Genomic DNA, 16,985 nt, shown 5'->3' on the forward strand with positions numbered 1-16,985 from the left:
GTGCCGTTAGCACAGCTGCCCCCGCGAGGAAACCTTGGACACCCGATGGTTTGCGGATATTTCACCGCCAATATTCAGACTCCGGCTAAGGAGCTGGTCAGACTTTCGCGGGAAACGACCCACTGGATTTCAGGAAGTTCGCGTGCATCGAAGCCGATCAGCAGCTGCTGCGATTTGCGCACGCCGGAGGGATCGGCAAAGAAGATGTCTTCTTCGATCGAAACCGGCGCATCGTGGCAGGAAAACAGCCAGCTCTCGCCGTCCGGCGCAGTCATGTAGACCTCGTTTGCACTGTGCTGGCGCAGCTTGATCGCCGGATGCAAATGGAAGCGGGCCTCGGCCTGCAGCTGCGCCGTGCCCGCCGGATCGCCGCCATCCGGCGTCATCAGACGATCACGGCCGCGCAGCACCGTCCCCTGAACATTCAGACTGAGGTCCCTTTCGTGGACGATACCGAAGACCCGGACATAGCCATCGTGCCGGGCAATGACGGCCTCAGCGCCGTTCGGCTGCGTTTCGCGACGGGCCTCGACCTTGGTCACGCCGCCGGTGACGATCGGGCCGAGAAATTGCGATTGCGAAAGGCGGGCAGAGGAACGGTCGTTGATCGTGACGGTCGAGTGGGCGGCCGTTGCCCGCGCCATCTGGCGAAATCGTTCGCCGGCGAATTTCGGTGATCCCGCATTGATAATGAACCGATGCCGGCCGGACGACATTTCAAAGGACAGACATCCGGCATGGGCATTCAGCGACAGTTCCGGCGAAAGCGGCAGGCCGGTATCCATGATCACAACCGTATCGCCCATGGCGAGCCGTTCGTAGTTGATATGCGGCAGGCCGCGGAAAGGCGCGCCCGAAGTCTCGTCATAGCGCAGCACAGACATCAGCTCGTTGGCGAGCGTCGACGTCGCGCCATTGAACAGCGCCAGTTCACCGCCCTGATGGCGGAAGAAGCGCAACGCCGGATACATGCGATCGATGCAGGGGATCAGCCGCGCGGGCACATCATGGCCGAGATTGACGTAGGTCTGGCGCAGCGGCAAGAGGTCGAGCAGCAGCTCTAGCCCGACCCGCGGATTGCGCGAGGAATGGCCGCCATCCGGCAGGATCTGCCGATCAAGTTCCAGATCGAGATTGCGGGCCGCCTTGCGGATCGCATTGGCCGAAGCCGGCATGGCGATAGAGGCCATTGCAAGGGCGATGCGCACCCGCAGCCGCGCTTCACCGTCGCTGGTGGTGTCGGCGACATGGCGCAGGTAGCGTAGCTGGAAACCCAGGCTCTTCAGGAAACGCCGGTAGAAAGCATGCTCGGCATTGCGCAGGATGACGGGAGAGTGGGAAAGCCAGGCGATGACCCGCTGGGCGATGATATCGGGTTCCCAGGAAAGTCCGCCGATATGACGGCCATGGGTCGCCATCCAGTCGCCAATCAGCTTCCGCAGCACGACAAAATCCTTGTCGTCTGTCAGCGAGCGCATGTGACGCACCCAGCCGAAGGAATAGAGCCGCACGGCAAATTCCTTCGAGGGAAGATCGAGTTCGAACGGCGATTCGCCCTCCGTATCCAGCACCCGTCCGGCAAGGGGAACGCGCCCCTGCAGTATTTCGCGGGCAACAAAGGGATCGATGGCACGAAGATCGGTCGGTGCGACGATCAGCCGTTCCGGTGTTTTACCGGCGAAACGGCCGGCGCGATTACGCCCCAGAGCCATTCTGCGCGAAAAACGGCGGCAGCCCTCACGCAGATACAGATAAAACAGCCTCTGGCGGTCCGAAAAACGCATTACGCCCCGCATGTCTCCGATTTCAGGACGATCTGGCACGAAGCGCGCCTTGAACCGAAACTTGTCCGAAATTGCCTAAACCTTTACGGATTGCGTCATCTTTGTCCGAGGAAGGCATCGGCGTCAATCGACAGCATGGAATGTACTGTTGACGAAAAACCGCAATCACACCTTGCGGCGCAGCACAGCGGCGTAAAATCCGTCGAGACCACCCGCAAACGGCCCCTCCGGCGCGATCATGGCCGGTGTCGTGCGGAATTCGCCTTTTGCCGTGACCGCATCTTCGAGGCCGGGCCAATCCGCGGCTTGGACGGAAACGCGCTCGCACATGCCTTCGCCGACAAGCCGCTCTACCATCTCCTCGCCTTCGCTGGGATCGAGCGAACAATTGGAAAAAACCACGATGCCGCCCGGCTTCACCAGCATCAGTGCGTGGCGCAACAGGCGCTCCTGCAGCGCAGCAAGCTTGGCAACATCGTCCGGGCCCTTGGTCCAGAGCACATCGGGATGGCGGCGGATCGTGCCGGTGGACGAGCAGGGTGCATCGAGAAGGGCGGCATCGAACAGTTCGTCCGTCGTGAAGACAGCCATATCGCTTTCAAGCGTTTCGGCTTTCATGCCGAGCCGCGCAAGGTTGCCTTCAAGGCGCTTCAATCGGCTTTTCGACTGGTCGAGCGCCGTTACCTCGCCGCCGGCCAGAATGAGTTGCGCCGTCTTGCCGCCCGGCGCTGCACAGAGATCGACAACACGCTTGCCCGCAAGCGAACCGAAGAGACGCGCGGGAAGCGAGGCGGCCGCATCCTGCACCCACCATTCGCCATCCTCGAAACCGGCGAGGGCCGGAACCGTGCCGGTGAAACCGGCAAGACGAACCGAACCCGTGGGAAGAACGCGGCCATTGAGCTTTTGCGCCCAGCCTTCGGCATCGGATTTCACCGTGAGATCGATGGCGGCCGGCGTCAGCAGGGATAAGGCGATGCGATTGGCATGCTCGGCACCATAGGCGGCAACGAGGCGCTCCTGAAACCAGGCCGGGATGACCGGAGTTGCGGCACCCACGGTTTCCAGCAAAGTCTGCTTCTCGCGGGAAAGGCGCCTTAACACCGCATTAACCAAGTTCGCGAAGCGCTTGTTGCGCGGATCGGTGCGTGCCTGCTCGACCGCGAGATCGACGGCGGAATGATCGGGAACGTCGAGATAAAGGATCTGCGCGGCAGCAACCGCCAGCACATGCTCCAAGGCCCGTGCGCCTTCCGGCAGCGGGGTTTCCAACAGCGAATTGATCATAGCCTGAAGACGCGGCAATTGCCGAAGCGCCGAATTGAGGATCGCCCGCACCAGGGCACGATCCGCTTCATTCAGCGCCCGATAAGCCGGATTGCCGTTTGCCGCATCGAGCATGCCATCGAGCGAGGTCTTGCGATCGACGACGGCCGCCAGCATTTTTGCCGCAACCTGACGCGCCAGAAGACCTGGCTTTGTGGGATGGTTAATTGGCTTTTGGCCGGGTTTGCGGGATTGTTTCGATGGCGAATCGTTTTTCGGAGTATCGGAATTCAAGACCAGGGACCTTTCGGCGGTTCGGAACCGCCGCGTCCCCAACCGGTGGACGGAACGGAGCGCGACTTGCGCACCGCCTTATCAGGCGTGACCGGCGGCGTCGAGACCGGCTGCATCTCACGAGCCATCTGCTGCAGGGCCGCAATCCGGTTTTCCGTATCGGGATGGGTGGAAAACAGGTTGTCCATACGCTGCCCTGACAACGGATTGATGATGAACATCGGCGCGGTCGCGGGATTATGTTCGGCCTCGGCATTGGGGATGTGATGAGCGGCACCGGCGATCTTTGCAAGCGCAGAGGCCAGCGCCAACGGCTTGCCGCAGATTTCGGCGCCGCGTCGGTCGGCCGAATATTCACGCGTTCGGCTGATAGCCATCTGCACCACCATCGCCGCCAGCGGCGCGACGATCATGGCGACGATCGTGCCGATGGCCCCGAGCGGATTGTTGTTCTCGCGATTGCCGCCGAAGAAGAAGGCGAAATTGCCGAGCATCGAGATCGCGCCAGCAAGCGTGGCAGTGATCGTCATGGTCAGCGTGTCGCGGTTTTGCACATGGGCGAGTTCATGCGCCATGACACCCGCGACCTCATCGTAATTCAGGGCATGGAGTAGACCGGTCGAGGCCGCGACCGCGGCATTTTCGGGATTGCGCCCGGTTGCGAAAGCGTTGGGCTGCGCGTTGTCGATGACATAGACGCGCGGCATCGGCAGGCCAGCTTTGGCGGCCAGATCGCGCACGATGCCGTAATATTCCGGCGCACTGCGTTCATCGACCTCCTGGGCATTATACATGCGCAGGACCATCTTGTCGGAGTTCCAGTAGGAAAACACATTCATACCGGCTGCCATGAGAAAGGCGATCATCATGCCGCCCCGACCGCCGATCAGAAAGCCGACGCCCATGAAAAGCGCGGTCATGGCCGCCAGAAGCATTGCCGTGCGAACAACGTTCATGAGTGTTCTCCGTCCATCGATCCTGCGTCGTGTTTCACGTGAATCACGGGTTTCGTTTCCAGTGAAGTCACCTATATGATGGGATAGCAACGCCTTCTCTTCAATATTGCATCGGAAATTCGACTATGAGCGCCGACAACGACAACCAGCCGCAAGCAGTTCCAAAAGCTCTTTCGCCCGCCGCGCAGCGCGCCCTGCAGGAGGCTGAAGAACGCCGTAAGGAGGAGAAGACGGAAGCGTTGCCGGCGGAACTGGGCGGACGCGGCGGCGCCGATCCCGCCCGATTCGGAGATTGGGAAATCAACGGCCGCGCCATCGATTTTTGATTAAAGGAAATAATTCCTGTTGAAGGGTGCGATGATTTGGAATATTTTCCTTTCATGCGCTCCCGACTCGCCCTTGCCTTCTTCATCTTCTTCGCCGCTGCGGATATCTCCGTCGGGGCCGACACCGGACATTGGGCGGAGGAAATCACCGGCCCCGTCAATGCCGAGGTACTGCGGGTGGTGGATGGCGACACCCTGCTTGTCGCGGCGCGTCCGTGGCCGCAGCAGATCGTCGAGGTCTATGTCCGGCTGCGGGACATCGATGCGCCGGAAATAAAATCCGACTGCAGCGCCATTCATGACGCGGGCGAAAAGGCCAAGGCAGCGCTGGCGCGCATGGTCAGCGACCGCAATATCCGGCTGATGCGCATTTCCGGCGACAAGTATTTCGGACGGGTTCTGGCTGAGGTTGCGCTTGAAGACGGGCGGAATCCGGCTCGGGAATTGCTGTCTGCCGGCTATGTCGCCACCTATGCCGAACGGCGGAGCACATCGCAATCCTGCGAGTTCTGGCAGTAGACAAGCCGGCGGTCGCCCGCCGGCTTGCTGGAAGCATCAGGCCTTGTTCTGACGATTGGCGATCAGGTCATCGACCACGGCCGGATCGGCCAGCGTCGAGGTGTCGCCCAGCGAGCCGAAATCGTCCTCGGCGATCTTGCGCAGGATGCGGCGCATGATCTTGCCGGAGCGGGTTTTCGGCAGCCCCGGCGAGAACTGGATCTTGTCCGGCGTAGCGATCGGGCCGATTTCCTTGCGCACATGCTTGATCAGGTCCTGGCGCAGCGTGTCGTTGCCTTCCTCGCCGGCCATCAGCGAGACGTAGCAATAGATACCCTGGCCTTTGAGGCTGTGCGGATAGCCGACGACCGCCGCTTCCGACACCAGATGGTGCGAGACGAGGGCGGATTCGACTTCCGCGGTGCCGAGACGATGCCCGGAGACGTTGAGAACGTCGTCGACGCGGCCGGTGATCCAGTAATAGCCGTCTTCGTCGCGGCGGCAGCCATCACCGGTGAAATACTTGCCCTTGTAGGTGGAGAAGTAGGTCTGGGCGAAACGGGCATGGTCGCCATAGATGGTGCGCATTTGGCCCGGCCAGCTATCGGCGATGCAAAGGTTGCCATCCGCCGGACCTTCCAGCACCGCCCCTTCATTGTCTACAAGTTCCGGCTTGACGCCGAAGAAGGGACGGGTCGCCGAGCCCGGCTTCAGGTCGGTCGCACCCGGAAGCGGCGTGATCAGGATGCCGCCGGTTTCCGTCTGCCACCAGGTATCGACGATCGGCGAACGGCCTTCGCCGACGACATTATAATACCACTCCCAGGCTTCCGGGTTGATAGGCTCGCCGACCGAACCGAGAAGGCGCAGCGACGACCGGTCCGACCGTTTGACGAAAGCGTCACCCGCACCCATCAGCGCGCGGATTGCCGTCGGCGCCGTATAGAAGATATTGACCTTGTGCTTGTCGACCACTTCCCAGAACCGGCCGGCGTCCGGAAAATTCGGCACGCCTTCGAACATCACGGTCGTCGCCCGGTTGGCGAGCGGGCCATAGACGATATAGGAGTGGCCGGTGACCCAGCCGACATCGGCCGTGCACCAGTAGATATCGCCGTCATGATAATCGAAGACGTATTTGTGGGTCATCGAGGCATAGACGAGATAGCCGCCCGTTGTATGCAACACGCCCTTCGGCTTGCCGGTGGAGCCGGAAGTGTAGAGGATGAAAAGCGGATCTTCCGCCTTCATGCGCGCCGGCGGACAATCACGCGGCACGCTGGCGATTTCCTGGTGATACCAGAGATCGCGGCCCGGCGCCCAGCCGATCTTGCCGCCGGTGCGGCGCACGACCAGCACCTTGTTGACGATCACGTGGTTCTTGGCGGCGATGTCGATCGCGGTATCGGTGTTTTCCTTGAGCGGTACCGGCTTGCCGCCGCGCACGCCCTCGTCGCAGGTGATGACGAAGGTGGATTCGCAATCGACGATGCGGCCAGCCAACGCATCCGGGGAGAAGCCACCGAACACCACCGAATGGATCGCGCCGATGCGGGCGCAGGCGAGCATCGCATAGGCCGCTTCCGGCACCATCGGCATGTAGATGGTGACACGGTCGCCCTTCTTGACGCCATGCTTCTTCATGACGTTAGCGAGGCGGCAGACCTGCTCGTGGAGCTCGTTATAGGTGATCTTCTTGTCGATATACGGGTTGTCGCCTTCCCAGATGATCGCGACCTGATCGCCGTGAGCCTTCAGATGGCGGTCGATACAGTTGTAGGAGACGTTGGTGATGCCGTCCTCGAACCACTTGATCGAAACCTTGCCGTTGAAGGACGTGTTCTTGACCTTTGTATAGGGCTTGAACCAGTCGATCCGCATGCCGTGCTTGTCCCAGAAACGCTCCGGGTTCTCGACGCTTTCGCGATACCATTTCTGATAGGTATCCTTGTCGATCAGTGCCCGGTTTTTGGCGGATTTCAGAACGGGATACGTCTTGGCGGACATTGATGTCTCCTCCCTGCGCAAGCGATTTCTGGGCCGCACAACTCCCCGTGCGCGCCCGGCTCCGGCGCCATTCATATCAGGTCAAACCACGGCGGCAATTAGACAAAAGGTCATTTGTTGAAGAAGAATTGCATTTCTGCGACGACGGAGGTATAGAAGCGCTCAATTCCCGGAAATCAGTGGTTACACTCCACGGCCCGCGACACCGGCGCGGACGGACAGAAGGATTATATCCATGGCCCAACAACTGCTTATGCCCAAGGCAACGGCCGTCTGGCTCGTTGACAATACTGCTCTGTCGTTCGACCAGATCGCGCAATTCTGCAAGCTGCATCCGCTGGAAGTGAAGGCGATCGCCGACGGTGAATCCGCTCAGGGCATCAAGGGCCTCGACCCGATCGCCACCGGCCAGCTCTCCCGCGACGAGATCCATCGCGCCGAAGGCAACCCGAACCACAAGCTGAAGCTTTCCGAGCCGAAGGTTCGCGTTCCCGAAAGCAAGCGCAAGGGCCCGCGCTACACACCCGTTTCCAAGCGCCAGGATCGTCCGAACGCCATTCTCTGGCTGGTGCGTAACCATCCGGAACTGAAAGACGCACAGATTTCTCGCCTCGTCGGCACCACCAAGTCGACCATCGAGCAGATCCGCGAGCGCACCCACTGGAACTCGGCCAACCTGACCGCCATGGACCCGGTCACGCTCGGCCTCTGCACCCAGATCGATCTCGACCTCGAAGTCGAACGCGCTTCCAAGGGCCGGCCGCTGCCGACCGCCGCCGAACTCGGCGCTACCCTCGAATCTTCGCAGGAAACCGAAAAGCTCGACTTCTCCTACGAGCGCGAGGAAGAGAAGGAAATGGATGCCGACGCGGTGTTCGCCAAGCTCAAGTCGCTCAAGTCCGACCGCAAGGACGACGAAGACGACGATTACTGAGACATCAGGCTATCGCACATTCCCAAACCCAGGCCGAAAGCCTGGGTTTTCTTTTGCCCGGTTTACGCCGCCCCGATACCCCGTGCTGTCAGGACTTGGGCGATCTCGTCGAGAACGGCCGGGTCGTCGATCGTCGCCGGCATCTTCCAGCTTTCGCCATCGACGATCTTCTTGATGGTTCCGCGCAGGATTTTGCCGGAGCGGGTTTTCGGCAGGCGCTTGACGCAGACGGCCGTCTTGAACGAGGCGACCGGCCCCAACCGCTCCCGCACGAGACCGATTACTTCCCGTTCGATTTCCGCCGGGGGTTTGGTGACATTCGCGTTTACCACCAGCAAGCCGGCCGGAATCTGCCCCTTGATCGGATCGGCGATGCCGATGACTGCGCATTCTGCCACATCCGCATGGCTGGCGCAGATCTCCTCCATCGAGCCTGTCGACAGGCGGTGGCCGGCGACATTGATGATATCGTCGGTGCGCGACATGATGAAGATATAGCCATCATCATCGATGTAACCGGCATCAGCCGTCCGGTAGTACCCCGGAAACTCCCGCAGATACCCATCCCGAAAGCGATCATCCGCTTTCCAGAAGCTTGGCAGGCAGCCGGGCGGCAACGGCAGTTCGATGACGACATTGCCAAGTGTGCCGCTTTCCACGGGGTGGCCGCCATCATCGAGGATTTTCACCCTGTAGCCGGGCATGGGCACCGCAGCCGAGCCGTGCTTGACCTGCAAAAGACCAAGCCCGAGGGGATTGCCCGCAATCGGCCAGCCCGTCTCCGTCTGCCACCAATTGTCAACGACCGGCGTACCGAGCACGGCTTCCGCCCAGCGCACGGTGTCCGGATCAGCTCTCTCGCCAGCCAGGAACAGAGCCCGCAGGCTTGAGAGATCGTATTTCCGCGCCAGCAATGCTTCCGGATCTTCCTTGCGGATGGCGCGCAATGCCGTCGGCGCCGTGAACAGCACGGAAACGCCGTGATCGGCGATCACCCGCCAGAAGGCGCCCGCATCCGGGGTTCCCACCGGCTTTCCCTCATAGAGAATGGTGGTGCTGCCGTTCAACAGCGGCGCGTAGACGATATAGGAATGCCCGACCACCCAGCCGATGTCGGACGCCGCCCAGAAAACTTCTCCCGGCCCGACGCCGAAGATATTCGGCAGGGACCATTTGAGCGCGACCATGTGGCCGCCGTTGTCGCGCACCACGCCCTTCGGCTGGCCCGTCGTTCCCGATGTGTAGAGGATATAGAGCGGATCGGTGGCCGCGACGGGAACGCAAGGAACCGAAACGCCCGCCCGCCGCGCCCTGTCCATCGCCGCCGAAAAGTCGATATCGCGGCCCTGATCGAGACTGGCTGCCAATTGCTCGCGCTGCAGGATCAGACAATGTGCCGGCTTATGATCGCTGATGGCAATCGCCGTATCAAGCAGCGGCTTGTAGGCGACGGCCCGGCCGGCTTCGATACCACAGCTGGCGGACACCACCAGTTTCGCTTCCGTATCGTTGATCCGGACGGCCAGTTCGTTCGCCGCAAAGCCGCCGAACACCACGGAATGAACCGCCCCGATGCGCGCCGCCGCCAGCATGGCCACGACAGCCTCCGGAATCATCGGCATATAGACCACGACCCGATCGCCCTTGGAGAGACCGAAATCGAGGTAAACGGCCGCCAATGTTTCCACCTCGGCCAGCATGCGGGCATAGGTCCAGTGCTCGACCTTGCCGGTTACCGGGCTGTCATAGATCAACGCATTGCGGTCGCCATGCCCTGCGGCCACATGGCGGTCGAGGCAATTGTAACAACTGTTGGTCTCGCCGTCGGGAAACCAGAGGCCGTAAACGCCGAGGTCACCATCGAAAATACGCTGCGGTTTCCGGTACCAGTCGATCGCCCCTGCTGCCCGCCCCCAGAAAGCCTCGCCATCCCTGTTCCAGGCGTCATAGGCGGCGTGATAGGCCATCGCCGTTTTCCTCCCGTTTCCACCGAAATCCTCGGCTCCTCGGGAAAGAGAGTAGGGCAAGGCGCCGACCGCGAAAAGCCAGACGAAAGCCTAAGCTTTTTTAGCGAGTGCCAAAGATCGCCGAACCGACCCGGACGCTCGTCGCACCGAAGGCGACAGCCGTCTCGAAATCCCCGGACATTCCCATCGAGATGCGCTCAAGACCACATTCCGCGGCCAGCTTGGCCAGCAGGGCAAAATGCGGCCCCGGATTTTCATTCGCCGGCGGAATGCACATCAGCCCCTCGACCTCGATACCGATCGTTTTCCGGCAAAGCGAAACGAAAGCCGCCGTTTCATCCGGCGCTATACCAGCCTTCTGCGGCTCCAGCCCGGTATTGACCTGCACATAGAGACGGAGCGTGCGCCCCTGCCGGCGCATCTCCTCAGCGACGGCGCGGGCGATCTTTTCGCGGTCGATTGTTTCGATGACATCGAACAATTCCACCGCATCGGCCGCCTTGTTGGATTGCAACGGCCCGATCAGATGCAATTCGATACCAGGAGTTTCCTGCTTCAGCGACGGCCACTTGCCCTGCGCTTCCTGAACCCGGTTTTCGCCGAAAACCCGCTGGCCGGCCGCGATGACCGGACGGATCGCATCGGCATCGAAGGTCTTCGAGACGGCAACGAGCGCTGCCGACCCTTTCGCACGGGCCGACTGACGCTCGGCGGTGCGAATCCGGCTCAAGACCTCGTTCAGTCTTTCTGTCACGTCCATCGCCCGTCTCCGTCCTGGTTTTCCGTCCTGTTCCCCGAAACGGGAAGCTCTGCAGAGGCAGATAGACAAATCCTTGAGCGCTGCCAAGGGAAGGCCGCGCCGGCTGCCCCAAAGTTTCGCCTCAAAGACCTCAAAAACTTGACGCTACGGCTGTTTCATGATGAAGGTCACCCCAAATATCCTGAGGGCTTCGTGCCCCATCCAAACTTCCGGAAAATCACATGGCGACCGAACGTTACAATCCGCGCGATGCCGAGCAGCGCTGGCAGCAGGAATGGGAAAAGAACAACGTCTACAAGACGGATAACGACGATCCGCGTGAAAAATATTACGTGCTGGAGATGTTCCCCTATCCGTCCGGCCGCATTCACATGGGCCATGTGCGCAACTATGCGATGGGTGACGTCGTTGCCCGCTTCAAGCGAGCGCGCGGCTACAACGTGCTCCATCCGATGGGCTGGGACGCCTTCGGCATGCCGGCTGAAAATGCCGCCATGGAACGCGGCGTTCACCCGGCCGCCTGGACCTACCAGAACATCGCAGCCATGAAGGCGCAGCTGAAGGTTATGGGCCTTTCGCTCGACTGGAGCCGCGAATTCGCCACTTGCGACGTCGAGTATTACCAGCGCCAGCAGCACCTGTTCCTGGATTTCCTGGAAAAGGGCCTCGTCTACCGCAAGCAATCCAAGGTCAACTGGGACCCGGTCGATCACACCGTTCTCGCCAACGAGCAGGTCATCGATGGCCGCGGCTGGCGCTCCGGCGCGCTGGTCGAACAGCGTGAGCTGACGCAATGGTTCTTCCGCATCACCGATTTCAGCCAGGATCTGCTTGATTCGCTGGATACGCTCGACCAATGGCCGGAAAAGGTGCGCCTTATGCAGCGCAACTGGATTGGCCGTTCGGAAGGCCTGACCGTGCGCTGGGAAATCGCCGAAGGCTCTCAGAAGACCGCCGAGAGAGAAATCACGGTTTATACCACGCGGCCCGACACGCTGTTCGGCGCCTCGTTCCTGGCAATCGCCGCCGATCATCCGCTCGCCCGCGAGCTTTCCGCAGGCAACGAAACCAGCGCCGCCTTCTGCGACGAATGCCGTCGCGCCGGTACGTCGCTCGCCGCGTTGGAAACGGCCGAGAAGAAGGGTATCGACACCGGCGTCCGCGTTAAGCATCCGCTCGACGCGAGCTGGGAGCTACCGGTCTACATCGCCAATTTCGTGTTGATGGATTACGGCACGGGCGCCATCTTCGGCTGCCCCTCCGGTGACCAGCGCGACCTCGACTTCGCCCGCAAATACGATCTGCCGGTCGTTCCGGTGGTCATGCCGAAGGACGGCGACGCCGCGACCTTCACCGTCGAAAACGAAGCCTATATTGGCGATGGCGTGATGATCAATTCGCGCTTCCTCGATGGTCTGTCCACGGAAGAGGCCTTCGAACGCGTCGCTGCGACCCTTGAGAAAACCTTGATCGGAAACCAGCCGCAGGCGGAGCGCAAGGTGAATTTCCGCCTGCGCGACTGGGGTATTTCGCGCCAGCGCTATTGGGGCTGCCCGATCCCGGTCATCCATTGCGAGGACTGCGGCATCGTTCCGGTTCCGAAGAAGGATCTGCCGGTCAAGCTGCCCGACGACGTTACCTTCGACAAGCCGGGCAACCCGCTCGACCGTCACCCGACCTGGCGGCACGTTGCTTGCCCGCATTGCGGCAAGGACGCGCGGCGTGAAACCGACACGATGGATACCTTCGTCGATTCGTCCTGGTATTTTGCCCGTTTCACGGCCCCCTGGGAAGACAATCCGACCGACCCAAAGGCCGCCAACCACTGGCTACCCGTCGATCAATATATCGGCGGCATCGAGCATGCGATCCTGCATCTGCTCTATTCGCGGTTCTTTACCCGAGCAATGAAGGCTGCCGGACACGTCGCCCTGGACGAGCCCTTCAAGGGCCTGTTCACGCAGGGCATGGTCGTCCACGAAACCTACAGCCGCGGCGAGGGCGCTCAGCGCGAGTGGATCACGCCGGCCGAAATCCGCATCGACGAGATCGACGGCAAACGCCGGGCGGTCCACATCGAAACCGAGGAGCCGATCACCATCGGCTCGATCGAGAAGATGTCGAAATCAAAGAAGAACGTCGTCGATCCCGACGACATCATCGGCTCCTACGGCGCCGATACCGCACGCTTCTTCGTACTTTCGGATTCGCCGCCGGACCGTGACGTTATCTGGTCGGAAGCCGGCGTGGAGGGCTCGCATCGCTTCGTTCAGCGCACCTGGCGTCTGATTTCCGAAGCCGCTCCAGCCCTTCGTCAAGCCGAAGCTAAGCCGGCAAAAAGCGGCAATGCCCTGGAAATTTCTCAGGCCGCGCACCGCACGCTGAAGGCCGTTGGAGCTGATTATGAAAAGCTGGCTTTCAACAAGGCCGTAGCGCGCCTGTATGAGCTTGTGAATGCGCTCGCAGCGCCGCTCACCGAGGTCGCCGGCGGTAAGGCCGATGCGGCAACCGTTTCGGCCGCCAAGGATGCCGTGGTGATCCTTATCAACATGTTCGCGCCGATGATGCCGCACCTAGCCGAGGAATGCTGGCGTGAAATAGGCGGGGAAGGCCTGATCGCTAAGGGCGCATGGCCGTCCTTCGATGCGGACCTGGTGGCCGAGAACGAAATCACGCTTCCCGTCCAGATCAACGGCAAGAAGCGCGCCGATTTGACAATTGCGCGCGATGCGGATCAGACTGCGGTCCAGAGCGCCGTCCTGGCGCTGGAAGCCGTGCAGGCCGTCCTGAACGGCCAAAACCCGAAGAAGATCATCGTCGTGCCGCAGAGGATCGTGAATGTCGTTGTCTGATAAAGCCCGGCGCGCAGCCCGTTTTGTTGCGTTGGCGGCGATCTTCGGTGCTCTGGTGGGCTGCCAGGTGCGGCCGCTCTATTCCGAAGGTGTAAGCGGCGCACCGGCACAGAAGCTGGCGTCGATTGAGATTTCCGATGCGGATACCCGGGTCGCCCAGGAAGTCCGCAATCGGCTCATCTTCCTTGTCGGCGGTGGGGCGGGCGAGCCCGTTAACCCGCAATACAAGCTGGCGCTCAATGTAACGAGCAAGATCGTTGGCGTGCTCTACGAGAAGGACGAAGCCGACACGGCCGACGCCGGCCGCGCTACGGTGACGGCGGACTACAATCTGTCGCGTGCCGATACCGGCGAAACCGTTCGCTCGGGCAAACGCAGCGCCGTCGCTCTGGTCGATTTCCCGGACCAGGAATTCGCCAAGCTGCGCGCCAAGCGCGATGCGGAAAACCGGGCGGCGCGTGAACTCGCCGAGATCATCCGCGCCGACCTAGCAGCAGCCCTCGGGCGCTGAAGGCGGCCGGGCGGTGAGCGAGGTCAAATCCCACGAGTTCGAAGGTTTTCTCCAGCGCGCGCTGGGCGATCATAGATTGTTCCTGATCTATGGCCCTGATCGTGGCCTGGTTTCCGAGCGGGCAGGGCAGATCGCCGCCAAAACCGGCATCGCCCTCGACGATCCCTTTTGCCTCGTGAAACTCGATGCTTCCGACCTGCAGCAGAATCCCGGCCGGCTTCTCGATGAAGTCAATTCGATCGGTCTCTTTGGCGGCGAAAAACTCGTCTGGGTGCGCGCTTCCGGAACGGAAAAGGCACTTCTCGATGCCTTCACCCTGCTTTCCAAGGAACCACCAGCCGGCAGCTATGTCATCATTGAGGCCGGCGACCTGAAGAAGGGAGCCGGGCTGCGCAAGCTGGCGGAGACCGCCCGCAGTGTCATCGGTATTGCCTGCTACGCGGATGACGCCCGCGCCATCAATGCGCTGATCGATCTGGAACTTGGACAGGAAAACCTGAAGATTACCGCTACCGCCCGGCAAAGGTTGGTCGAAACCCTTGGCGGCGACCGTATCGCTTCGCGCAACGAAATTCGTAAGCTGGCTCTTTATTGCCGCGGTCTTCCGACAGTCGAGGAAGAGCATGTCTTCGATATCGTCGGCGATGCCAGTGCGATTTCAGTCGATGATGCCGTCGATGCCGTACTGAAGGGCGACGCCGATGGGCTCAACCACGCGGTCCGCAAGATCGTCGCTTCCAAAACCGCGATCTTCCTCGTGCTACAGGCCTGCCTGAAGCAATTCCAGGTTCTCGACCTGATGCGAGCGGAGATGGACGAGAAGCGCCAGCAACCGGCGCAGGTTGTCGCAACGCTGGGCCGTCATCTGCATTTCCGCCGCAAGCCGCTGGTGGAAGCAGCCCTTCGCAACTGGCAAAGCAGCGCAATCCAGCGTGAATTGAACAGGCTCAATGCCGCCGTCTTCCAGAGCCGCTCGCGCGCCAGCCTGGAGGACAGTATCGCTATGCAAACGCTGCTGGCGATCACGCTGCAGTCCGCACGGCGGTAAAGCGCTGTTTTCTCTATATTTCTAAATTATTTCGGATACGAATCGATCTCTACCGACGCTCTAGCAGCCGGCAGATTTCTTCAAGCTGGTCCAGCGTCTTGTAGTCGATCCGCAGAAAACCGCCCGAAGCCTTATGATTGACGGTTACGTCGAGGCCAAGACTATCGGTAAGAGTTCGCTCCAGCGCCAGCGTATCGGCATCTTTTTCCGGGCGAGGCGCGGGCTTGCCGAAATTCGGATCGCTCTGGGCACGAATATCATTCTGGGCAAGGCGCTCGGTATCGCGAACGGACATGCCCTTGCTGACGACCGAGCGGGCCAGCGCGACAGGATCGGACGTCGGAATAAGCGCGCGAGCGTGGCCAGCCGACAGCGTGCCGGAAGACAGCATGTCGCGAACCGGGTCCGGCAACTTCAGCAGACGAAGGCTGTTCGCTACATGGCTACGGCTCTTGCCGATGATTTCGCCGAGATCGTTCTGGGTATAGCCATGCTCGGCAATCAGTTGCTCATAACCAAGCGCCTCTTCCAGCGGATTGAGATCCGAGCGCTGCACGTTTTCGACGATAGCGATTTCGAGCGCCGTGCGGTCATCGACATCCCGGACGATAACCGGAATATCGGAAAATCCGGCCAGTTGTGCCGCACGCCAGCGCCGTTCACCCGCAATGATTTCATAACGATCGGTGTCGAGCGTTCTGACCACGACAGGCTGGACAATGCCATGCTGGCGGACCGAATTCGCAAGATCCTGAAGCTCGGCCTCATCGAAATGACGGCGCGGGTTGCGCGGGTTGCGCGCCACAAATTCGATCGGCACCTTGCGATCTGCGCTCACCGACGTTGCCGGCGAACCCGTCGTCAAAGGCTGATCCATCTCGCCGATGAGGGCTGCCAGACCGCGGCCGAGTCGCCTTCTCGAGTTGTCGTCATTCATAGCAGGTACTCACACAATGTCGTTACGGTATCGAATCGTTCAGGCAGCCTTGCGCTGCCGCTCGCGCTGGATCACTTCCGAAGCCAGCTGAAGATAGGCCTGGCTTCCGGCACATTTCAGGTCGTAGAGGATCGCCGGCTTGCCGTAGGAGGGTGCTTCCGAGACGCGGACGTTGCGCGGGATCAGCGTGTGATAGACTTTTTCACCGAGATGGGTGCGAACATCGCTCACTACCTGCTGAGCCAGATTGTTTCGTGAATCGAACATCGTCAAAACGATGCCCTGAATATCGAGCGTCGGATTAACCGAGCGGCGCACCTGGTCCACGGTTTCGAGCAGCTGGCTCAAGCCTTCCAGCGCAAAGAATTCACACTGCAGCGGCACCAGGACGGAATGCGCTGCGGCCATGGCGTTCATGGTCAGAAGATTGAACGACGGCGGGCAATCGACCAGCACATAGGAATAGGAAAGCGCCGCCGGCGAGGCGAGCGCCTTACGCAGGCGGAAAATCCGGTCGGCGGCTTGCGCGATCTCCATTTCGATGCCCAGCAGATCCATCGTCGATGGAATGATCGACAGGTTGGGAACGACCGTTTCCTGCACGATCTCATCTATACCGTGAGACCCCGTCATCAACTCATAGGACGACAGGCGGCGATCACGCCGTTGGATGCCGAGACCGGTGCTCGCATTACCCTGCGGATCGAGATCGACGATCAGGACGCGTTCACCGATTGCCGCAAGCGCTGTGGCCAGATTGATCGCCGTCGTCGTCTTGCCGACGCCGCCCTTCTGGTTGGCAATGGTAATGATCCGGTTCTTTTCGCCTGGCATCTGGGTATCCG

Annotated in this window: 14 protein-coding genes; 6 read left to right on the forward strand and 8 right to left on the reverse strand. The window is 61.0% G+C overall.

What is annotated here, in order from left to right:
- Positions 1 to 74: 74 nt before the first annotated feature.
- The 3 genes from ASC86_RS17745 to htpX form a co-directional block, all read right to left on the reverse strand.
- The gene (locus ASC86_RS17745) at positions 75 to 1,784 is read right to left on the reverse strand and encodes a heparinase II/III family protein (RefSeq protein ID WP_056324046.1); all 1,710 of its coding nucleotides are present in this window, start codon (positions 1,782 to 1,784) and stop codon (positions 75 to 77) included.
- A 165-nt stretch (positions 1,785 to 1,949) separates the two neighbouring features.
- Entirely contained in the window at positions 1,950 to 3,278 is a 1,329-nt protein-coding gene (locus tag ASC86_RS17750) for an RsmB/NOP family class I SAM-dependent RNA methyltransferase (RefSeq protein ID WP_244477643.1), read from the reverse strand.
- A gap of 62 nt (positions 3,279 to 3,340) precedes the next feature.
- Entirely contained in the window at positions 3,341 to 4,300 is a 960-nt protein-coding gene (gene htpX, locus ASC86_RS17755; RefSeq protein WP_056324050.1) for a zinc metalloprotease HtpX, read from the reverse strand.
- Between the two features lie 125 nt (positions 4,301 to 4,425).
- On the opposite strand from htpX, the gene ASC86_RS17760 reads away from it, so the two are divergent.
- Together ASC86_RS17760 and ASC86_RS17765 are read left to right on the forward strand one after the other, a co-directional pair.
- Positions 4,426 to 4,626 carry a DUF1674 domain-containing protein gene (locus ASC86_RS17760; RefSeq protein WP_056324052.1) on the forward strand — a complete coding sequence of 67 codons (201 nt, stop codon included), beginning with the start codon at positions 4,426 to 4,428 and terminating at the stop codon, positions 4,624 to 4,626.
- A gap of 54 nt (positions 4,627 to 4,680) precedes the next feature.
- On the forward strand, positions 4,681 to 5,145 hold the full coding sequence (locus ASC86_RS17765; protein ID WP_082510288.1) for a thermonuclease family protein: 465 nt from the start codon (positions 4,681 to 4,683) through the stop codon (positions 5,143 to 5,145).
- Positions 5,146 to 5,181: 36 nt separating this feature from the next.
- Here the strand turns inward: ASC86_RS17765 and acs are convergent, their stop codons facing one another.
- Positions 5,182 to 7,131 carry an acetate--CoA ligase gene (gene acs / locus ASC86_RS17770; RefSeq protein ID WP_056324055.1) on the reverse strand — a complete coding sequence of 650 codons (1,950 nt, stop codon included), beginning with the start codon at positions 7,129 to 7,131 and terminating at the stop codon, positions 5,182 to 5,184.
- Positions 7,132 to 7,366: 235 nt separating this feature from the next.
- Here acs and ASC86_RS17775 point away from each other — a divergent pair, with 235 nt between their 5' ends.
- Positions 7,367 to 8,065, forward strand: a complete 699-nt coding sequence (locus tag ASC86_RS17775; protein WP_056324057.1) for a DUF1013 domain-containing protein — start codon at positions 7,367 to 7,369, stop codon at positions 8,063 to 8,065.
- Between the two features lie 62 nt (positions 8,066 to 8,127).
- On the opposite strand, the gene ASC86_RS17780 is transcribed toward ASC86_RS17775, so the two are convergent.
- The gene (locus ASC86_RS17780) at positions 8,128 to 10,032 is read right to left on the reverse strand and encodes an AMP-binding protein (protein ID WP_056324059.1); all 1,905 of its coding nucleotides are present in this window, start codon (positions 10,030 to 10,032) and stop codon (positions 8,128 to 8,130) included.
- A gap of 100 nt (positions 10,033 to 10,132) precedes the next feature.
- The gene (locus ASC86_RS17785) at positions 10,133 to 10,792 is read right to left on the reverse strand and encodes a YggS family pyridoxal phosphate-dependent enzyme (protein WP_056324062.1); all 660 of its coding nucleotides are present in this window, start codon (positions 10,790 to 10,792) and stop codon (positions 10,133 to 10,135) included.
- A gap of 221 nt (positions 10,793 to 11,013) precedes the next feature.
- Here ASC86_RS17785 and leuS point away from each other — a divergent pair, with 221 nt between their 5' ends.
- From leuS to holA, 3 genes are read left to right on the forward strand one after another with little or no spacing between them, the layout of a single operon-like run.
- Positions 11,014 to 13,644, forward strand: coding sequence for a leucine--tRNA ligase (gene leuS / locus ASC86_RS17790; protein ID WP_056324065.1), 2,631 nt, complete (start codon positions 11,014 to 11,016; stop codon positions 13,642 to 13,644).
- Entirely contained in the window at positions 13,631 to 14,155 is a 525-nt protein-coding gene (lptE, locus tag ASC86_RS17795; protein WP_056324068.1) for an LPS assembly lipoprotein LptE, read from the forward strand. The genes leuS and lptE overlap by 14 nt, the downstream gene beginning before the upstream one ends.
- 13 nt (positions 14,156 to 14,168) lie before the next feature.
- Positions 14,169 to 15,203: a DNA polymerase III subunit delta gene (gene holA / locus ASC86_RS17800; RefSeq protein WP_056324070.1), complete on the forward strand. Its 1,035-nt coding sequence runs from the start codon at positions 14,169 to 14,171 to the stop codon at positions 15,201 to 15,203.
- 49 nt (positions 15,204 to 15,252) lie between these two features.
- Here holA and ASC86_RS17805 read toward each other — a convergent pair whose 3' ends face one another.
- Entirely contained in the window at positions 15,253 to 16,140 is an 888-nt protein-coding gene (locus tag ASC86_RS17805) for a ParB/RepB/Spo0J family partition protein (protein WP_056324073.1), read from the reverse strand.
- 39 nt (positions 16,141 to 16,179) lie between these two features.
- A complete protein-coding gene (locus tag ASC86_RS17810; RefSeq protein WP_056324074.1) occupies positions 16,180 to 16,974 on the reverse strand; it encodes a ParA family protein in 795 nt (264 codons plus the stop codon).
- Positions 16,975 to 16,985 lie beyond the last annotated feature (11 nt).

It is taken from the genome of Rhizobium sp. Root1212 (assembly GCF_001424985.1).
In the GTDB taxonomy this organism is placed as follows: Bacteria; Pseudomonadota; Alphaproteobacteria; order Rhizobiales; family Rhizobiaceae; genus Pararhizobium.